Raw genomic sequence first — 17868 nt, forward strand, 5'->3', positions numbered from 1 at the left:
TCTTGAGAGGAAGTGCCAAGCACCGTACCAGTTTCGTACCAGAAACGGGTGTTAACGGATGAACAGGATGCGAACATGTGGCATTAACTTCATTGATTTCGCTGCAGAAATTGCTTTCGTCGCAAACCCGCCGTATTCGCCGTGTTAACCGGATGGCCTGCGAGCGGCGGTATCCCCTGTAGAATGTCCAGCAAGCCCGATTCGCTGTTGAAGCCGCGCGAGATGTTTCGAACATTTACCCTGACAGGCCTTGCGGCGCTTCTGGCCGCCACCGCACTGACGGCTGCAACGCCGGCGCAGGCGCAGATCGGCACGATCTTCTCCGATCCGCCGCCGCTGCGGCCGCCCGGCAACATTCCGCGTGGCCAGCCCCAGCCGCAGATCCCCGACGACGATGAAGAAGTGCCGGAGCTGCCGCCGCAAGGCCGTGTGCTGCCGTCGCGCCCGATGGCGCCCCCGCCGGGCCGGCAGGGCAATGTGATGCCGGGGCCGGTCGAGAGCCAGCCTCTGGCGCCGCCGCCCGGTTCGAGCGCCGCTCCGCCGAACCAGCCGCCGCCCGTCGCGGTCGCTCCGTCCAATCCGCAAGGGGCCCCGGGTGCGCCCGGTCAGCGCCAGCCACAGCAGAAGGGCGGGCCGGGCGGCGCAGTCCCGCAGACGCCGGCGAGCCTTCAGCCCGGCGACGAGGTCGTCACCGAGCCGCCGGCCCAGAAGATCGTGAACAAGAAGGCGACCTTCTCCGGCCTCGACAAGATCACCGGTCGCATCATCAATTTCGACGAGGAGATCGGCGAGACCGTGCAGTTCGGTGCGCTGCGCGTCAAAACCGACGCCTGCTACACGCGGCCCGCGACCGAGGCCGCCAACACCGACGCCTTCGTCGAGGTCGACGAGATCACCTTGCAGGGTGAGGTGAAGCGCATCTTCTCCGGCTGGATGTACGCGGCAAGTCCGGGCCTGCACGGCGTCGAGCACCCGATCTACGATATCTGGCTCACCGACTGCAAAGAGCCGCAGCAAACGATCGCGACCGCGGCACCGGATCCCGGCACCAAGCCGGCGACGCCACCGCCGCCGCCGGCGCAGAAGAAGGCCGCGCCCAAGCAGGTGCAGCAGCGTCCGCCGCAGCCCTTGCCGCCGATCCAGCAGCAGCAGCCGGCACCGCCGCCGCCACCTCCGCCGCCCGAGCAGCGACCGGGTCTGTTCGGTATCCCCGGGTTTGGCCGCTAGGCTAAATCCCCGGGTTTGGCCGCTAGGCGAAATCCCCCAGGGTTTGGCCGGTAATCCCTGACTATTGCCGCGCCCCGATGATCTCGAGCGCGCGTGCGCCCGGGATCGCTTCGCCGGTGGAGAGCCTCAGGAAATCCCCGGGTTCGCCCGCGAGCGCCTTGTCGAGCAGCGCCGTGTAGCGCCGCCGCGAAATCTCGGCCGCGCCAAAACTTTTCAGGTGCTCGGTGACGTATTGGGTGTCGAGCAGTTCGAAGCCGCCATGGATGAGCCGCGCGACCAGATGCACCAGCGCGACCTTGGAGGCATCGCGCGCGGTGTGGAACATGCTCTCGCCGAAAAAGGCCCGGCCCAGGCTGACGCCGTAAAGGCCGCCGACGAGGTCCTCGCCCTGCCAGGCCTCGACGCTGTGGCAATGGCCGAGCTCGTACAGCCCGCCATAGAGGTCGCGGATGCGCTTGTTGATCCAGGTGTCCTCGCGCCCGGCCTGCGGCGCGGCGCAGCCGGCGATCGTGGATTTGAAGGCGGTATTGACGGTGACGCGGAATGAATCCGAGCGCACGGTGCGCGCCAGCCGCGAGGCCACGCGAAATCCGTCGAGTGGGATGACGCCGCGCAACTCCGGCTCGACCCAGAACAGGGTCGGATCATCGGCGCTTTCGGCCATCGGAAAGATGCCGCAGGCATAGGCGCGCAGCAGAACGGCCGGCGTGATTTCAGACGGGGCAGAGTCGCGCGAAGTCATGGCTCGCCACATTAGCAGGATCGCAATGCGGTTGCGATGGGCGGTGCGGTCAGTTCGCTGCGGCAGCAGCCGGCTTGTTATCGGCTGCCGGTACACGGCGGAACCTCAACATGATTCGGGTTCCGGAATGGGTGGGATCGCGCTCGACCGAAGCGTCGAGTTTGGTGGCCATGGCTGCGACGATGCGCTGGCCCATGCCGGTGGAGCGCGGATCGGCCTTGACGTTGTCGCCGACGCCGTCGTCGCTGATCGACAGCAGGAGATCGTCGCCATGCGAGGTCAGCTCGACATGGATCGGGCCGGCGCCGTCGGGATAGGCGTATTTCACCGCGTTCATCACCAGTTCGTTGACGATGATACCGACGGCGACCGCACGGTCCGGATCGATCTCGATCGGTTCGGCCTTCAGCGTCAGGCGCGACATCCGGTTGCCCTCGGCCGAGCGCCTGAGATCCTCGAGCAGCGAGTCCAGATACTGGTTCAGGACCACGCTCTTCAGGTCCTGCGAGGTGTAGAGGCGGCGGTGCACCTGCGCGACCGCGGCGACGCGGCCCATCGCATTGGTCAACGCAGCCTTGACCTCGTCCTGCGCGGCGGAACTTGCCTGCAGATGCAGCAGGGAAGCGATGATCTGCAGCGAGTTGCCGACGCGGTGGTTGACCTCTCGCAGCAGCAGTTCGCGTTCGGCGGCGAGCGCTGCGTAGCGGTCGCGCGAGGCATGGATCTCGGCTTCGGCTTCCTCGCGCGCCTTCTGCAATTCGGCCTGGCGCAGCGCGCCCTCGGCCGCGACGTGAAGCAGGGGAATGAAGTCGCCCTTGACGTCCTTGACCAGATAATCGGCCGCGCCCGCTTTCAGCGCCGTCACCGCAATGCTGGAATCCTGCGACGCCGTGACGAACACCACGGGAGGTGCGCCCGGGATCGCCATGATCTGCTCCAGCGTCTCCAGTCCGTCGAGGCCGGGCATGTACTGGTCGAGCGCGACCACGTCGATGCCGCCGGTCGTGCCCGCGCGGCGGATGTGCTCGAGGCCTTCCTCGCCGCTCGCGGCGTGAACGACTTTGTAGCCGCGCCGTGTCAGGCCGCGATCGACCAGGCGCGCCAGCGCCCCGTCGTCGTCGATGTAGAGCAGTGTGGGCATGCGCTGGTTCATGGGGCGGCGGGCGGAACCTGGATGACCGAGAAGAACAAGCCGAGCTGCCGGATGGCATTGGCGAAATTCTCGTAGTTCACGGGCTTGGTGATGTAGACGTTGCAGCCGAGCTCGTAGCAGCGCTTGATTTCCTGGGAATCGTCGGTGGTGGTCAACACCACCACGGGCGAGGCCTTCAAATATTTGTTCTCCTTGATCTGCTTCAGAATGTCGATCCCGGTCATGTCGGGCAGGTTGAGATCGAGCAGGATCAGGAGGGCATTGCCCTTCTGCACGAGACCGCTGCCGTCGGGTCCGAACAGGTGTTTCATCGCGTCCGTGCCGTTGGCAAAGGAGATGATCTCGTTGTTGACGCCGGACCTTCGGATGTTCCGCTCGATCAGCCGCGCGTGTCCTTCGTCGTCCTCGATCATGATGATGCTGACGGGTTGAGTCATTGATCCGCGTTCCGGTTGCTGGCGTTCCAGGTGATGGGCAGCGTGATGGTGAAGGTACTGCCCGTATTCAGTTCCGATGATACCGACATGGTGCCGCCGAGGCGACGCACAAGTGCACGCACATGCGCAAGACCGATGCCCTGACCGGGCTTGTCCTGGGTTCCGGCGCGGCGAAACAGGTCGAATATCCGCTGGTGGTCCTTGGGGTCGATGCCGCGGCCGTTATCGCTGATCTCGAAGATAGCGTAGCCGAGCTTGGTGCGCCCGCGGATTCTGATCTCGCCGGGGACGCCGGGCTTGAGATATTTGATGGCGTTGTCGATCAGATTGGAGAAGATCTGCTCCAGCGCCAGGCGGTCGCTGACGAGATTGGGCAGGGGGGCGACTTGGATCTCCGCCTGCGCCTCGGCGGCCTGATGCGCCAGCGTCGATACGATCGCTTCGATCAGCTCGGCGGTGTCGATCTTTTCGGGCTGGAACTCGCGCCGGCCCTCGCGGGTGAGATTGAGGATCGCCGAGATCAGGCGGTCCATCTTGGCGATCGACGACTTGATGAAGCCCAGCGCTTCGGAAAAATCCGCTGAGAGCTGCTTGTCGGGACCTTCGAGCGCGATCTCGCCGTCCGGCAGCGGCGGCCCGTCGGCCGGGACGTGGGTAAGGCCGCCGATACGGCGGAAAATGTCGCCGCCGAGCTCTTCGAGTTCGCTGGTGAAGCCCATGATGTTGACCAGTGGCGAGCGCAGATCGTGGCTGACGATATAGGCAAAGCGCTGGATCTCGTTATTGGCTTCGCGCAGATCGGCCGTGCGTTCGTCGACCACGGCCTCCAGATTGACATTGGCATCGCGCAGGCGGGCCTCGGCATCGTCACGGGCGCGGGCCGAGCGCCGCACCAGCCAGATCGAGATCAGCGCCAGCAGCACGACGAGGCCCGAGCCGATGCCGGTCATCGACGCGGCCAGGGTCTGGCTGCGGTCCGAATTGACCGTTCGGAGCCGGAACAGCCGTTCTTCTTCCTGGATCATCTCGGTCGCGACTTTGGCGATTGCGGCTGTCGCGTCCGTGGAGACAACCTCGCGGACCAGCGCTGCGGCGTTCTCCGGCTCACCCCGCCGGAGGAAATCCATCTCCTGCGCGAACTGGCCGAGACGGGTCTCGATCGCCGCGCTCAGCTTCTCGATGTTCTCGCGTTGCGCCGGATTGTCGCCGGTCAGGCGCGTGAGCTTGTCGAGAGCCGGGACGACGGCCGCCACGGCCTTGTCATGGTCGACCTTGAAATCCTCTCCTTGGGTCAGAAGGTAGCCCCGAGCGGTGCTCTCGGCTCGGCGGATTTCCAGCAGGAGGGCGTTGACCTGATTCTCCGCCTCGATGGTGTGAACCACCCATTTGCTGTCGTCTCTCGCCTTGTTGACGAGGTAGACGGAGCCGGCGCTGATCACGGTCAGCACCAGAAGTCCCGCTGCGAACAGCAGGATCTGCCAAAACGTACGCCGTCGCTGCGCGTCAGCGGTCACGACGGTCTCGCTCGATCAGGCTTGCCGGACTTCAAAACGCCCCCTCGGAACTGTCCCCACGTCCTAAACGCGATTAGGGCCAAAGGGTTCCATGCGGAGGGACGGCTACTTCGGGGCGGGTTCCGCCTTGCCGGCGAGATATTGTTCCAGCCAGTGAATGTGGTAGTCGCCGTTGATGATGTCGTCTTCGCGCACCAGAGCGCGGAACAGCGGCAGGGTGGTCTCGATGCCCTCGACCACCATCTCGTCCAGCGCCCGGCGCAGCCGCATCAGGCACTCGCCGCGGGTCTTGCCGTGCACGATCAGCTTGCCGACGAGCGAATCGTAATAAGGCGGGATCGTGTAGCCCTGATACACGGCGGAATCGATCCGCACACCGAGCCCCCCGGGAGGGTGATATTGGGTGATGCGGCCGGGCGAAGGACGGAAGGTCTGCGGATTCTCGGCGTTGATGCGGCACTCGATTGCGTGGCCGATGACCTGGACCTCGTCCTGCCTCGCCGGCAGGTCGCCGCCGGCGGCGATGCGGATCTGCTCCAGCACGAGGTCGATGTCGGTGATGCTCTCGGTGACGGGATGCTCGACCTGGATGCGCGTGTTCATCTCGATGAAGTAGAACTCGCCGTCCTCAAACAGGAACTCGATCGTGCCGACGCCGAGATATTTCATCTCGCGCATCGCCTTGGCGCAGGTCTCGCCGATCTTGGCGCGCGCAGCCGCGGTCAACACGGGCGAGGGGCCTTCCTCCCAGACCTTCTGGTGGCGTCGCTGCAGCGAGCAGTCGCGTTCGCCAAGATGAATCGCGCCGCCGCGGCCGTCGCCGAGGATCTGGATCTCGATGTGGCGCGGCTTCTGCAGATATTTTTCGAGGTAGACGGAGGCATCGCCGAAGGCGGATTTGGCCTCGTTGGCGGCCGTTGACAGCGCGACCTGAAGATCGGCCTCGCTCTCGGCCACCTTCATGCCGCGGCCGCCGCCGCCCGCCGCGGCCTTGACCAGCACGGGGAAGCCGATCTTCCTGGCGATCGCCATTGCGTCGTCGTTGGGGCCGACCCCTCCGTCGGAGCCGGGCACCACGGGAATGCCGAGCTTCTTGGCCGTCCTCTTGGCCTCGATCTTGTCGCCCATCAGGCGGATGTGCTCGGCCTTCGGGCCGATGAAATGCAGATTATGCTCGGCGAGGATTTCGGCAAAGCGCGCGTTCTCCGACAGGAAGCCGTAGCCGGGATGCACGGCATCGGCGCCGGTGATCTCGCAGGCCGCGAGCAGCGCGGGGACGTTGAGATAGCTGTCCTTGGACGCCGGCGGCCCGATGCACACGCTCTCGTCCGACAGGCGCACATGCATGGCATCGGCGTCGGCGGTGGAGTGCACGGCGACGGTCGCGATCCCGAGCTCCTTGCAGGCCCTGAGGATGCGAAGGGCGATCTCGCCGCGATTGGCTATGAGGATCTTGTCGAACATGGTGTCCTTATTGGACTGACGCGCGGAAAGCGGCGAGGGCGATGAGACCGCCCTCGATCGTCACTCAATGATCACGAGCGGCTCGCCGTACTCGACCGGCTGGCCGTCCTCGATCACGATCTGCGTCACCGTGCCGGCGCGCGGCGAGGGGATCTGGTTCATGGTCTTCATGGCTTCGATGATCAGCAGCGTCTGGCCGACCGAGACCTTGCTGCCGACCTCGATGAACGGCTTGGCGCCGGGCTCTGGCGCCCAATAGGCGGTGCCGACCATCGGCGAGGTCACGGCGCCGGGATGCTTCGACAGGTCGGCAGCGGCAGGCGCGGAGGCGGCTGCGGCCGCGGGGAGGGCGGCGGGGGCGGCCGCCATTTGCATCGGCATGGTCGCGGCGACGCTGATGTTGCGGGCGACGCGCAGGCGCAGGCCGGCACGCTCGATCTCGATTTCGGTGAGGCTGGTCTCATCGAGCAGCAAGGCGAGCTCGCGGACGAGGGCGGAGTCCTCGCTGGAAAACTTTGCGGCTGCTTTGTCGTCTGGCTGGCGCGCCATGTTGTTTGATCCGAATGTTCTGTGTGAAGGGGGAGCGTCAGGCTTTGGGCTTGATGCCGAGCTTGGCGGCAAGACCCTGGATGGCGAGGCGGTAGCCCTCGATGCCGAAACCACAGAGCGAGGCGAAGGCCGCGCGCGCGGTGTAGGAGTGATGACGGAAATTCTCGCGGGCGTGAATGTTGGTGACGTGCACTTCGACCGTCGGGATCTGCACCGCGAGCAGCGCGTCGTGCAGCGCGATCGACGTGTGCGAATAGCCGCCGGCATTGATGATGATGCCCTTCATCTTGCGGGCGTATGCCTCGTGGATGAAGTCGATCAATTCGCCTTCGCGGTTGGACTGCCGGCAGTCGGCCTTGAGGCCGAACGTGGCCGCCGTCTCCCGGCACAGCGCCTCGACGTCGGGCAGCGACGCATGCCCGTACTTCTCGGGCTCGCGCGTCCCCAACATGTTGAGGTTCGGCCCGTTCAGGACAAGGATCGTGTCGGTTGCTGGTTCGGCCATTCCAATCCCGCAAGAGGTGCTTCGGCGTGGCGGGGGTTATAGGTAACAAAGCGCGTGAGGGGAAGCCTTGAAGGACCTCCCAGGTGGCTTCAGATAGCTCATCCCAGGTGCAAAAACCTGTGCGCAAGCTACGGAAATCGCTTGTTAACCAGTCCGAAGCATGGCTGCCGGCCGGCGTGTGCGGGAAGACGCCGCCCGGTAACCCAAAAGCCCCTGCCGATCTCTCGGCAAGGGCTCATTTGGAGCTTCAGCGAAGCGACTTAGCCTTCGATAATGTACACGATCTCGCGCGTCTGCGGACGAACGATGACGTACCGCCCGTGCACCAAGATCACATCATAGCCGCGCCATTCCGGATAAATCTCGACGATCCGCGGGGGAAGCGGATGGAAATGAACGCTGGCCGGGATTGTCGTGCCGACCGAGATGTTGAAGTTGACGTTGGTCGTTTCCTCGATCTTGGTCGACTTGATGGCGGATGTGATCTCGGTCCGCTTCTCGGGGGGCGGTGCAGAAGCGGTCGCAGACGCGGTGCCGGTCGTGGTCTGGGACTTGGTATCGGCAGCCTTGTTGTCCGCACCCTTGGTCTGGCTGTCTGCGCCCTTGGTCTGGGCGTTCATGTTGCCGCTCTTGGTGTCAGTCTCCGAGCTCTTGGACTTGTCCGTCTGGGACTTGTCCATCGTGCTCTTCGACTTGTCCTGCGCTGACTTGTCATGCATGGACTTGTCCTGCGCGGACTTGTCTTGCGCGGACTTATCCTGCGCGCCCTGGGCGTGCTCACCCTTCGCCGCACCGGCCTTCTCGTCGGTCGCGTTCTTGTTCATCGCGCCGGACTTGTCCATCCCGCCCGACGACTTCTCCTCGGCTGCTCCGCCGGACTTCATGCTGCTGGAGCCGCCAGCCTGACCGACGGTGCCCTTCTCATGGGCGGATTCCTTACCCATCGAGCCGCCGCGTTCGGCGGCGCCGCCGGAAGGCTGCGAATGCTGCATCTGCGCACCACCGGCACCGCCACCGCTGTCGCGGTTCATGGTGCCCTGTGCGTTCGCCAGGCCGGTGCCCGCGACGAGCGCGAGTGTAGCAACCGAGATCATAAAGCGGTTAGACATGGAATTCTCCTCACGTGTTCATTTGCGTCATTGCCCGCGCCGACAACGAAAGGAGATTTGAGTAGTTCCGGAACTTTGGTGGTTCCGAGGCTTTTGTTTGTTGAACGCCAGATGAACGCGCGCGCCAGATTTCGGCGCAATGAAAAGACCGGCTTTTCAGCCGGCCTTTTGCATGCGTGAGTTGTAGACCTAATCAGCGGATCGCCTTGTCAGCAGGTCGCCTTGCCGCAGCGGGCCACAGCGATCTTTTCCTTCAGGCTATCGACGCCGACGGCGCCGACAACGATCTGCTTGCCGATCACGTAGCTCGGCGTGCCGTTCATGCCCATCGCTTCGGCGAGCTTGAAGTTCTCCTCGATGGTGCTGCGTACCTCGGCGCTGCCGATGTCCTTTTCGATCTTCGCGACGTCGAGGCCGGCTTCCTTGGCCGCCTGAAGCGCGCGCGCCTTGTCGGCCGCGCCACGACCGCCGAGCAGCTTCTGGTGGAAGTCGAGGTACTTCTTGCCGGAGGGATCCTGCATCCGCACCGCGACCGCGACCTGGGCTGCTTCGACCGAGCCCTGGCTCAGCACCGGAAACTCCTTCAGCACCACCTTCAGCTTCGGATCGGCCTTCATGAGGGTGAGCATGTCGTCCATCGCGCGCTTGCAGTAGCCGCAATTGTAGTCGAAGAACTCGACGAAGGTGACGTCGCCGTCCTTGTTGCCGAGCACGACCTGGCGCGGCGAGTTGAAGATCGCGTCGGAATTCTGCGCGACGCTGGCCTCGTGCTTCTGGGTCTCGGCCGCAGCCTGGCGCTTGGTGAGCTCGGCCATCGCTTCCTCGAGCACCTCGGGATGGGTGACGAGATAGTTCCTGACGATCGCCTCGATGTCCGTGCGCTGGGCATCGGAGAAGCTGTCGGCCGACGCGGGCGCGGCTGCGCCGAACATGGCGAGCGCAAACAGCGCGGGAGCAAGCAGGCGCAGCGAAGGCATAGGCAAATCCTCTTATCCAAAGCAGGTTTCGGAAAACGTCCCGGCGGACTTAAGCTCGGTGTCGTGACGTCGTTTCGTAAGGCGTCGTTTCGTAAGGCGTCGTGGTGTAAGGTCGTCTTGGTCTTGTCAGTTGCGCGGCGGTTTCGACGCCACGATGTCGTCGGCCTTGACCCATCCGGGTGTGCCGACGGCGAAACGGGTTTTCGCGCGCGTCGCAAGCTCGCGGGCGGTCTTGTTGTCGCCGCGCAGGTAAGCGGCCTGTGCCGACGCCAGATCCGCCTCGGCATAGTCGCCCTTCCGGCCATACGCCATCGCGAGCTGCATGTAGCCGAGCACAGCCTCCGGTTCCCGTGCCACGGCGGCCCGGAGAATCCGAACGGCGTCATCCGTGTAGGCCTTATTATCGGACCCAACCAGAGCCTGCCCAAGTAACATCTCGATGAGGGGCGCGTTGTGCGAAAGTGCGACAGCCTTGCGCAGGGCTGGGATTGCCTCGGCCGGCTTGCCGCCCTCCAGCAGGGCCTGCCCGCGTACCTCGTAAAAATACGCATTGTTGGGTTGGATCTGGATCAGCGCGTCGATCTGGGTGAGCGCGCTGCGCAAATCGCCATGCAGATAGGTGCTGATGGCGCGGGCGTAGCGCGCCGGCAGGCTGTCGTTGGTCAGGGGGTAGCGGCGGTACACCGTCTCTGGCCGTTCCATGAAGGCGGAGATCTTGGCGCGCACCATGTCGTGGCGGAGCTGGAGCGCGGGATCGTCCTTCTTGTCCCAATAAGGGCTGGCGCTGGCGAACTCCTGCAGTGAAGCGACGCGCTCGGCGGGCATCGGGTGCGACTGGAGATAGGGATCGGCGCCGCGTGCCGCGAACAGGCTCTCGCTGGTGAAGCGCTTGAAGGTCTCGTACATGCCCTTCGGCGACTGCTGGGTCGCGGTCAGGAATTTCACGCCGGCGCGGTCGGCATTCTCTTCCTGCTGGCGCTGATAGGACAACAGCGACCGGCGGATCATCTCCTGGGGACCGGCCATCGCGGCCGCGCCGGCATTGGCGAGACCGTTGTTGCCGGAATTGCCGCCACGGGCGCTGCCTGCGGCAATCGCGCCGGCGCCGAGCAGCATGGCGATGATCATCTGGGTCTGGGCATTGGCGAGCTGCTCGCGCAGCTTGGACAGATGGCCGCCAGCCAGATGTCCGGTCTCGTGCGCGAGCACGCCGATGATCTGGTTCGGCGTCTCCGACTGGAGGATCGCGCCGTAATTGACGAAGATGCGGCGGCCGTCGGCGACGAAGGCGTTGAACGAGCTCTCGTTGATGATCACCATCTGGATGTTCTGCTTCTCCAGACCGGCGACGCGCAGGATCGGGCGCGTGTATTCGCGCAGCAGCTGCTCGGTCTCGGTGTCGCGCAAGATCGGCGGCCCCTTGGCCTGCGCGTTCGCGGCGGAGAACGGCGTCAGCGCGATCGCAGCCGCCGCGACGAGGGAGGTGAGGGCGGTGGCCTTCTTGCGCAATGCGATCTGGAACAACATCAAACGGTCTGGGTCAAACGGTCTTGTCAGCAGGCTTGTTCAAGCATTCTTGGTCAAGCAGTTTGGTGATCGGTTTTGGCGATTGGCGGCGGACCGGATACGCGATATGCCCCTTTGAGCCGTACCCCTTATGAGCCGTACAATGCGGCCAGTCTGGGGCGCAAGCACCCCGTTTCTCCGGGTCGGACGGATCGGCCCGCCAGCGAAATAGCAGAAATCGATGCAGGATGCGACCTTGAGGAACCGGTTGGGGCAGTGGCTCGCGCCCTCCCGCCGCAGCGATGTTCCCCCGTTCATGGTGATGGACGTCATGGCTGCGGCGGCCCGAATCGAGGCCGCCGGGGGCCATGTCATCCACATGGAGGTTGGCCAGCCCGCCGCCGGCGCGCCGAAGACCGCGATTGCGGCCGCCCATGCGGCGCTCGAGGCAGGGCGGATCGATTATACCTCAGCACTCGGCATCCCCTCCTTGCGCGATCGCATCGCGCGGCATTATCGCGATGCCTATGGCTGTGACGTCAGCCCCGAGCGGGTCGTGGTGACCACCGGCTCCTCCGGCGGGTTCGTTCTGGCATTCCTCGCGATGTTCGAGCCGGGCGACCGCGTTGCCGTGACGGTGCCGGGCTATCCGCCGTACCGACATATCCTCACTGCGCTGGGCTGCGAGCCGGTCCTGATCGAGACCACGAACGAGACGCGCCATGCGCTGACCGGCGAGGCGCTGCTGGCCGCGCATCGCAAGGCGCCGCTGAAGGGCGTGCTGGTCGGCAGCCCCGCCAATCCGACCGGGACGATGATGTCCCGCGAGGCGCTCGCCGGCCTGATCGCTGCGGCGGAAGACGCAGGTATCCGTTTCATCTCGGACGAGATCTATCACGGGCTCGACTATTCGTTTCCCGCAGTGACGGCTGCGGCGCTGTCGGACCACGCGCTCGTGATCAACTCGTTCTCGAAGTATTTCTGCATGACGGGCTGGCGCGTCGGCTGGATGGTCGTGCCCGAGATTCTGGTGCGGCCGATCGAGCGGCTGCAGCAGAACCTGTCGATCTCGGTGCCGTCGCTGTCGCAGATCGCGGCCGAAGCGGCCTTCGACGGCGCGGCCGAGATGGAGGAGATCAAGCACGGCTATCAGGAAAACCGGCGCATCCTGATCGAGGGATTGCCCAAGGCCGGCCTGACCAGGTTTCTGCCGGCCGACGGCGCGTTCTATCTCTATGCGGACGTCTCGGATTTCACCTCCGACAGTTTCGAGTTCGCGAAGCAGATGCTCGAACAGGCCCAGGTCGCGGTCACGCCGGGCCTCGACTTCGATCCGATCCATGGTCGTTCATTCATACGGCTCTCTTATGCGCGTTCGGCTGCTGAAATGCGGGAAGCAGTTGACCGGATCGCTCACTGGCTTAAATAGCCGCCAGTTTTCGACAGCCTTCTGGAGTGCAATTTGTCTGACCGTTCCGTCCCGTCTACCGCCACGCATTCTCCTCTCGCCGCATTGATGTGGCCAGTCCGGCCGGGTGAAACCGTCGGCGCCTTGCGCGCTGTCGTGCTGATTGCGCTCGGCACCGCCTTGATGGCGCTGTCAGCCAAGGTGAACCTGCCGCTGCCTTACGTGCCCATGACATTGCAGACTCTCGTCGTGCTGATGATTGGCGCCGCCTATGGCTGGCGGCTTGGCAGCGCAACCATGATCGCCTACCTCGCCGAGGGCGCGATGGGCCTGCCGGTGTTCGCCGGTCCTGTTGGTGGAATCGCACCGCTGGTTGGCCCGACCGCGGGCTATCTGTTCGGCTTCATCGGCGCCGCCTTCGTCACCGGCTGGCTCGCCGAGCGCGGCTGGGATCGCAGCGTCATGCTGCTGTTTGCGGCCATGGCCGTCGGCCACATCCTCATTCTGGCCGCGGGCTTTGGCTGGCTGGCCTTCGGCCTCGGCCTTGGCGCCGCAAAGGCGTGGCAGGTCGGCCTGATGCCGTTCGTTGCGGCGTCGCTGGTCAAGAACGCGCTGGGCGCGACGTTGATGCCGGCGATACGCCGGGTGGTCGATCGCGGGTAAAGGCGCAACATCGAGCAGTTCCGATTGACAGGGCCGGCCAAGTTGATCTTGGCTGGCCTGGCGTTTTGAGGGGGAGTGAAACAATGACGACGACAACGATGGTGGGGGCGCCGGTCGCGCCGCCCGCCGCCAAGCCGTGGTACAAGGTACTTTATATCCAGGTGCTGATCGCGATCGTGCTCGGCGCCATCGTCGGCTGGCTCTGGCCGTCAGTCGCCACCAACGAGTGGATCAAGGCACTCGGCGACGGCTTCATCAAGCTGATCAAGATGGTGATCGCGCCGATCATCTTCTGCACGGTGGTTTCGGGCATTGCCCACATCCAGGACGCCAAGAAGGTCGGCCGCATCGGCGTCAAGGCGCTGGTCTATTTCGAGATCGTCTCGACCTTCGCGCTGGTGATCGGACTTATCATCGGCAATCTGGTGAAGCCGGGTGCGGGCTTCGGCGGCGCTGCCGCCAACGCGCAGGCCGTCGCCAACTACGCCAAGCAGGCCGAAGGCCAGAAGTCGGTCGACTTCGTGCTGCACATCATTCCGGACACCGTCGTCGGCGCCTTCGCGCAAGGCGAGATCCTGCAGGTGCTGCTATTCTCGGTGCTGTTCGGCTTCGCCATCATGGGGCTCGGCGAGCGCGGCCACACCATCCGCAGCTTCATCGACGACGCCGCGCATGCGGTGTTCGGCGTCATCTCCATCGTGATGCGCGCAGCCCCGATCGGCGCCTTCGGCGCGATGGCCTACACCATCGGCAAGTTCGGCACCGGGGCGATCCTCAACCTGATCGGCCTGATCGCGACATTCTACCTGACCGCGGCGCTGTTCGTGTTCGTCGTGCTCGGGATCATCGCGCGCTTCGCCGGCTTCTCGATCTTCAAGTTCCTCGCCTACATCAAGGATGAGCTGCTGATCGTGCTCGGCACCTCGTCCTCGGAAAGCGCGTTGCCGTCCTTGATGGAAAAGCTCGAGCGCCTCGGCTGCTCCAAATCGGTGGTCGGCCTCGTTGTGCCCACGGGCTATTCGTTCAATCTCGACGGCACCAACATCTACATGACACTGGCGACGCTGTTCATTGCGCAGGCGCTGGGCTTCGATCTCTCCTTCGGTCAGCAGCTCACCATCCTGGTGGTGGCGATGTTGACCTCGAAGGGCGCCTCCGGCATCACGGGCGCGGGCTTCATCACGCTGGCGGCGACGCTCGCCGTGGTCGATCCGCGCCTCGTGCCGGGCATGGCGATCGTGCTCGGCATCGACAAGTTCATGAGCGAGTGCCGCGCGCTGACCAACCTATGCGGCAACGGCGTTGCCTGCGTGATCGTCGCCTGGTGGGAGGGCGAACTCGATCGCGACAAGCTCAACGCCAACCTCGCCAAGCAGATCGATCCGACCGACATGGAAACGGCGCTCACGACGGACTGATCTGCAAGCTGTCACCGACGGCGCGCCGTCAGGTCTTGAAATAGCAGGGCTGGTCGAGATCCTCGATCAGCCCTTTTTCTTGCGGCGACCAGCCGAGAGCAGCACGCGTCTTCGCGCTCGAGGTCGGAACGTCGGCGGCCGCGAACTGTGCGAACCAGCCGAAATGCGCGGTCGCTTCCTCGGGCGATTGGGACACCACGGGCACGCCGAGCCGCCGGCCGATCACTTCCGCAATCGCCTTGAACGGCACACCTTCCTCGGCGATCGCGTGATAGTGCTTCGCGGTTGCGCCTTGCTCCAGCGCCAGCCGGTAGACGCGCGCGGCGTCGAAGCGGTGCGCGGCGGGCCAGCGGTTGCTGCCATCGCCGACATAGGCCGATACGCCTTTCTGGCGCGCGAGGTTGATCAGGATCGGGACGAAGCCGTGGTCGCCCTCGCCATGCGTGGAGGGCGGAAGACGCACAACGGCGGCGCGGAGGCCGGCCAGCGACAGCGCGGTCGCTTCCGACACGCGCGGAAAGCGCTGCGCCGACAAATCATCCTCGGTGGCGAGGCGGCCGGGCGCAAGCAGCGCGACGCCGGAGGTGACGATGAGAGGGCGACCGGAGCCCTTGAGCTCCTCGCCGATCGCCAGGATCGCGCGGCGGTCGAGCTCGCAATTGTCGGCGAATTTCGAGAAATCGTGGTTGAAGCCGAGGTGCAGGACGCCATCCGTTGCAGCGGCGCCGCTGCGCAAGGACGCGTGGTCCTCTAGCGACCCGCGGTGGACATCGGCGCCCATCGCGGCGAGCGCCGCGGCTCCCGCGTCGGAGCGGGCGAGGCCCGTGACCCGGTGGCCGGCGGCGATCAGATCGCGGACGACGGCGGAGCCGACGAAGCCGGTGGCGCCAGTGACGAAAACACGCATCAGGATCTCCAGGGTTGTGGAGACGACCATCCGCGCTAGGATTATCCGGGTAAAGTAGTGACATTATCGGGGTATAATAGCTAACAGGATGAGCGAGACCGCTTCAGCCGAAAACCTGCTCGGGGCCTACCTCAAGGACCGCCGCACCCGGCTCGACGCCGCCGCGTTCGGCTTCGCGGGTAGCCGCAGGCGTACGCCGGGACTCCGCCGCGAGGAGGTGGCTCAGCGCGCCAATATCAGCCCGACCTGGTACACTTGGCTCGAGCAGGGCCGCGGCGGCGCACCGTCGCCCGATGTGCTCGACCGCATCGCGCGAGCGCTGATGCTGACCGATGTCGAGCGTGAGCATTTGTTCCTGATCGGACTCGGCCGCCCACCCGAGGTGCGCTACCAGGCGAGCGAAGGCGTCTCGCCGCGGCTGCAGCGCGTGCTCGACGCGTTCGCGTTCAGCCCGGCGCTGGTGCGGACCGTGACCTGGGACGTCGTCGCCTGGAATCGTGCCGCAAGCGCCGTGCTGACCGACTACGGCGCGATCCCGCCCGGACAGCGCAACATCCTGCGCTTCATCTTCTGCGATCCGCGCGTGCGCGCCGCGCAATACGATTGGGACAGCGTGGCGCGCTTCGTGGTCGCGGCGTTCCGGGCGGACGCCGCGCGGGCCGGCGCAGTCTCGCATGTCGCCGATTTTGTCGACGAGCTGTGCCGGACCAGCCCGGAATTCGCCGCGCTCTGGCGCGACAATGACGTGCGTCACCACGGCGACAGCACCAAGCGGCTGCGGCACCCCGTTCACGGCACGATATCGTTCGAATATTCGAGCTTTATCGTCGAGGGACGCTCCGATCTCAGCATGATCGTCTACAACCCCGCGACTCCCGAAGACGCCGAACGCATCGGGACACTTCTCGCCGAGCGCGCCGGCTGACGGAATTTGCGAACTCGCGCGTTCAACCTGCATCTGACGACGCGCGCGCGGTGCTTGCCGTCAACACTGGGAATTAGAACCGCTCCGGCCGATATGGCGTCGGATCGATCGCGGGCGTTTCGCCGCTCATCATCTCCGCGAGCAGGCGCCCGGTCGCGGGTCCCAGCGTAAAGCCCTGGTGGCCGTGGCCAAAGTTCATCCAGAGGCCGGGATGGCGTGGGGCAGGGCCGAGCACCGGCAGCATGTCGGGTGTGCAGGGGCGGGTGCCGAACCATGGGTCGGGCTCGACCCGCTTGCCGAGGTCGATCAGCTCGCGCGCGGAGGCTTCGGCGCTGGCGAGCTGCACGGGCGTCGCGAGCGCATCCGGGCCGGTCAGCTCCGCGCCGGTGGTGATGCGAATGCCTTTGGCCATCGGACCCATGGCGTAGCCGCCGGCCTTGTCGACCAGCGGCAGATCGAGCGAGGCGCCGCCGCTGTAATGCATGTGGTAGCCGCGCTTGCGCACCAGCGGGATGCGATAGCCGAATTTGAGCAGGAGATCGGGCGACCACGGCCCGAGCGTCACCACGGCGTGGGCGGCGTCGATGTGCCCCTGGTCTGTCTTGACCGACCAGCCGGTGGCGGTCTGCTGCAGGCTTTGGGCGTCACCGAGCACGATGGCGCCGCCGAGGCGCTCGAACAGATCGGCATAGGCCGTGACCAGCGCGCCGGGATCGGACACGGTCCAGGTGTCGAGCCAATGGATCGCGCCGGGCAAATCGTCGCGCAGGACAGGTTCCGCCTTGGCGAGCTCGGCGCCCGAGAGCGCACGAAACCTCACGCCGAATTCGCGCTGGTCTTCTTCCGCCGCCTTGACGGCCAGATCGAACGAAGCTGCGTCGCGATGCAGGTGTCGGTACCCCGCGCGGCGGATCAGATTGTCGGCGTGGGCTTCGCGAATGAGGATGTCGTGCTCCGCCGTCGCGTAGGCGATCAGCCGCGCCCAGGCGTCGATCGCCTCGCGATGCCGCTTCGGCGCCGAATGCCACCAATAGCGGAGCAGGGGCTCGATATGGAGATGAAGCGACGACAGGCTGTAACGCACGTCGTTGGTGCGGCCGGCCGCGATCTTCAGGAGCGTGGCGAGGTCGCGCGGCATCGGATAAGGGCGCACCGCTTCTGCCTGGATCATCCCGGCATTGCCGTAGCTGGTCTCGCGGCCCGGCTCCCTGCGGTCGACGAGCGTGACGGACCAGCCGCGCTGCTGCAGGTGCAGCGCCGCGCTGACACCGATCATGCCGCCGCCGAGGACGATCACGCTTTGCATTGAACTGACCTCGCCAAATCAAAACCGCCCGGCTTGGCCGGGCGGTTTCAACTATCTC

The 17868-nt window shown here is 65.3% G+C and carries 17 protein-coding genes; 5 read left to right on the forward strand and 12 right to left on the reverse strand.

What is annotated here, in order from left to right; genetic code table 11:
- Positions 1-183: 183 nt before the first annotated feature.
- Entirely contained in the window at positions 184-1227 is a 1044-nt protein-coding gene (locus AC0L2J_RS05180; protein ID WP_473250022.1) for a DUF2155 domain-containing protein, read from the forward strand.
- Positions 1228-1288: 61 nt separating this feature from the next.
- Here AC0L2J_RS05180 and aat read toward each other — a convergent pair whose 3' ends face one another.
- The 10 genes from aat to AC0L2J_RS05230 all read right to left on the reverse strand — a co-directional run bounded on the left by aat (position 1289) and on the right by AC0L2J_RS05230 (position 11204).
- Positions 1289-1969 (reverse strand): leucyl/phenylalanyl-tRNA--protein transferase, encoded by a 681-nt coding sequence (aat, locus tag AC0L2J_RS05185; RefSeq protein WP_473387617.1) that lies wholly within the window; start codon positions 1967-1969, stop codon positions 1289-1291.
- A gap of 49 nt (positions 1970-2018) precedes the next feature.
- Positions 2019-3122, reverse strand: a complete 1104-nt coding sequence (locus tag AC0L2J_RS05190) for a sensor histidine kinase (RefSeq protein ID WP_473387619.1) — start codon at positions 3120-3122, stop codon at positions 2019-2021.
- A complete protein-coding gene (locus AC0L2J_RS05195) occupies positions 3119-3559 on the reverse strand; it encodes a response regulator (RefSeq protein ID WP_007609730.1) in 441 nt (146 codons plus the stop codon). The genes AC0L2J_RS05190 and AC0L2J_RS05195 overlap by 4 nt, the downstream gene beginning before the upstream one ends.
- Entirely contained in the window at positions 3556-5073 is a 1518-nt protein-coding gene (locus tag AC0L2J_RS05200) for a sensor histidine kinase (protein WP_473387622.1), read from the reverse strand. Before AC0L2J_RS05200 ends, AC0L2J_RS05195 begins: the two co-directional genes overlap by 4 nt.
- Positions 5074-5178: 105 nt before the next feature.
- Positions 5179-6537, reverse strand: coding sequence for an acetyl-CoA carboxylase biotin carboxylase subunit (accC, locus tag AC0L2J_RS05205; RefSeq protein WP_275171904.1), 1359 nt, complete (start codon positions 6535-6537; stop codon positions 5179-5181).
- A gap of 60 nt (positions 6538-6597) precedes the next feature.
- The gene (gene accB / locus AC0L2J_RS05210; protein WP_007609736.1) at positions 6598-7086 is read right to left on the reverse strand and encodes an acetyl-CoA carboxylase biotin carboxyl carrier protein; all 489 of its coding nucleotides are present in this window, start codon (positions 7084-7086) and stop codon (positions 6598-6600) included.
- Between the two features lie 37 nt (positions 7087-7123).
- Positions 7124-7591 (reverse strand): type II 3-dehydroquinate dehydratase, encoded by a 468-nt coding sequence (gene aroQ / locus AC0L2J_RS05215; RefSeq protein WP_473250026.1) that lies wholly within the window; start codon positions 7589-7591, stop codon positions 7124-7126.
- A gap of 260 nt (positions 7592-7851) precedes the next feature.
- Positions 7852-8700, reverse strand: a complete 849-nt coding sequence (locus AC0L2J_RS05220; protein ID WP_473387624.1) for a DUF1236 domain-containing protein — start codon at positions 8698-8700, stop codon at positions 7852-7854.
- A gap of 209 nt (positions 8701-8909) precedes the next feature.
- Positions 8910-9677 carry a DsbA family protein gene (locus tag AC0L2J_RS05225; RefSeq protein WP_007609740.1) on the reverse strand — a complete coding sequence of 256 codons (768 nt, stop codon included), beginning with the start codon at positions 9675-9677 and terminating at the stop codon, positions 8910-8912.
- 126 nt (positions 9678-9803) lie between these two features.
- On the reverse strand, positions 9804-11204 hold the full coding sequence (locus tag AC0L2J_RS05230; RefSeq protein WP_063992560.1) for a M48 family metalloprotease: 1401 nt from the start codon (positions 11202-11204) through the stop codon (positions 9804-9806).
- A gap of 220 nt (positions 11205-11424) precedes the next feature.
- Here AC0L2J_RS05230 and AC0L2J_RS05235 point away from each other — a divergent pair, with 220 nt between their 5' ends.
- The 3 genes from AC0L2J_RS05235 to AC0L2J_RS05245 all read left to right on the forward strand — a co-directional run bounded on the left by AC0L2J_RS05235 (position 11425) and on the right by AC0L2J_RS05245 (position 14672).
- Positions 11425-12612 (forward strand): pyridoxal phosphate-dependent aminotransferase, encoded by a 1188-nt coding sequence (locus AC0L2J_RS05235; protein ID WP_473387627.1) that lies wholly within the window; start codon positions 11425-11427, stop codon positions 12610-12612.
- Positions 12613-12699: 87 nt separating this feature from the next.
- On the forward strand, positions 12700-13254 hold the full coding sequence (locus tag AC0L2J_RS05240; RefSeq protein WP_063992558.1) for a biotin transporter BioY: 555 nt from the start codon (positions 12700-12702) through the stop codon (positions 13252-13254).
- Between the two features lie 83 nt (positions 13255-13337).
- Positions 13338-14672 carry a dicarboxylate/amino acid:cation symporter gene (locus AC0L2J_RS05245; RefSeq protein ID WP_473250030.1) on the forward strand — a complete coding sequence of 445 codons (1335 nt, stop codon included), beginning with the start codon at positions 13338-13340 and terminating at the stop codon, positions 14670-14672.
- Positions 14673-14700: 28 nt separating this feature from the next.
- Here AC0L2J_RS05245 and AC0L2J_RS05250 read toward each other — a convergent pair whose 3' ends face one another.
- The gene (locus AC0L2J_RS05250; protein ID WP_473387629.1) at positions 14701-15579 is read right to left on the reverse strand and encodes an SDR family oxidoreductase; all 879 of its coding nucleotides are present in this window, start codon (positions 15577-15579) and stop codon (positions 14701-14703) included.
- A gap of 88 nt (positions 15580-15667) precedes the next feature.
- Between AC0L2J_RS05250 and AC0L2J_RS05255 the strand changes: the two genes are divergently transcribed.
- Complete coding sequence (locus AC0L2J_RS05255; RefSeq protein WP_473387630.1) at positions 15668-16504, forward strand: helix-turn-helix transcriptional regulator; 837 nt, start codon at positions 15668-15670, stop codon at positions 16502-16504.
- 73 nt (positions 16505-16577) lie between these two features.
- On the opposite strand, the gene AC0L2J_RS05260 is transcribed toward AC0L2J_RS05255, so the two are convergent.
- Positions 16578-17810, reverse strand: coding sequence for an NAD(P)/FAD-dependent oxidoreductase (locus tag AC0L2J_RS05260; protein ID WP_473387631.1), 1233 nt, complete (start codon positions 17808-17810; stop codon positions 16578-16580).
- Between the last annotated feature and the right edge of the window lie 58 nt (positions 17811-17868).

This window comes from Bradyrhizobium sp. MV1.5 (genome assembly GCF_055807615.1).

Coding starts and splice junctions, on each gene's coding strand:
- AC0L2J_RS05180 (WP_473250022.1), top strand. CDS start 184: ATGTCCAGCAAGCCCGATTCGCTGTTGAAGCCGCGCGAGATGTTTCGA.
- accB (WP_007609736.1), bottom strand. CDS start 7,086: ATGGCGCGCCAGCCAGACGACAAAGCAGCCGCAAAGTTTTCCAGCGAG.
- accC (WP_275171904.1), bottom strand. CDS start 6,537: ATGTTCGACAAGATCCTCATAGCCAATCGCGGCGAGATCGCCCTTCGC.
- AC0L2J_RS05225 (WP_007609740.1), bottom strand. CDS start 9,677: ATGCCTTCGCTGCGCCTGCTTGCTCCCGCGCTGTTTGCGCTCGCCATG.
- AC0L2J_RS05235 (WP_473387627.1), top strand. CDS start 11,425: ATGCAGGATGCGACCTTGAGGAACCGGTTGGGGCAGTGGCTCGCGCCC.
- AC0L2J_RS05255 (WP_473387630.1), top strand. CDS start 15,668: ATGAGCGAGACCGCTTCAGCCGAAAACCTGCTCGGGGCCTACCTCAAG.
- AC0L2J_RS05260 (WP_473387631.1), bottom strand. CDS start 17,810: ATGCAAAGCGTGATCGTCCTCGGCGGCGGCATGATCGGTGTCAGCGCG.
- AC0L2J_RS05250 (WP_473387629.1), bottom strand. CDS start 15,579: ATGCGTGTTTTCGTCACTGGCGCCACCGGCTTCGTCGGCTCCGCCGTC.
- AC0L2J_RS05220 (WP_473387624.1), bottom strand. CDS start 8,700: ATGTCTAACCGCTTTATGATCTCGGTTGCTACACTCGCGCTCGTCGCG.
- AC0L2J_RS05195 (WP_007609730.1), bottom strand. CDS start 3,559: ATGACTCAACCCGTCAGCATCATCATGATCGAGGACGACGAAGGACAC.
- AC0L2J_RS05230 (WP_063992560.1), bottom strand. CDS start 11,204: ATGTTGTTCCAGATCGCATTGCGCAAGAAGGCCACCGCCCTCACCTCC.
- AC0L2J_RS05240 (WP_063992558.1), top strand. CDS start 12,700: ATGTGGCCAGTCCGGCCGGGTGAAACCGTCGGCGCCTTGCGCGCTGTC.
- AC0L2J_RS05245 (WP_473250030.1), top strand. CDS start 13,338: ATGACGACGACAACGATGGTGGGGGCGCCGGTCGCGCCGCCCGCCGCC.
- AC0L2J_RS05190 (WP_473387619.1), bottom strand. CDS start 3,122: ATGAACCAGCGCATGCCCACACTGCTCTACATCGACGACGACGGGGCG.
- aat (WP_473387617.1), bottom strand. CDS start 1,969: ATGACTTCGCGCGACTCTGCCCCGTCTGAAATCACGCCGGCCGTTCTG.
- aroQ (WP_473250026.1), bottom strand. CDS start 7,591: ATGGCCGAACCAGCAACCGACACGATCCTTGTCCTGAACGGGCCGAAC.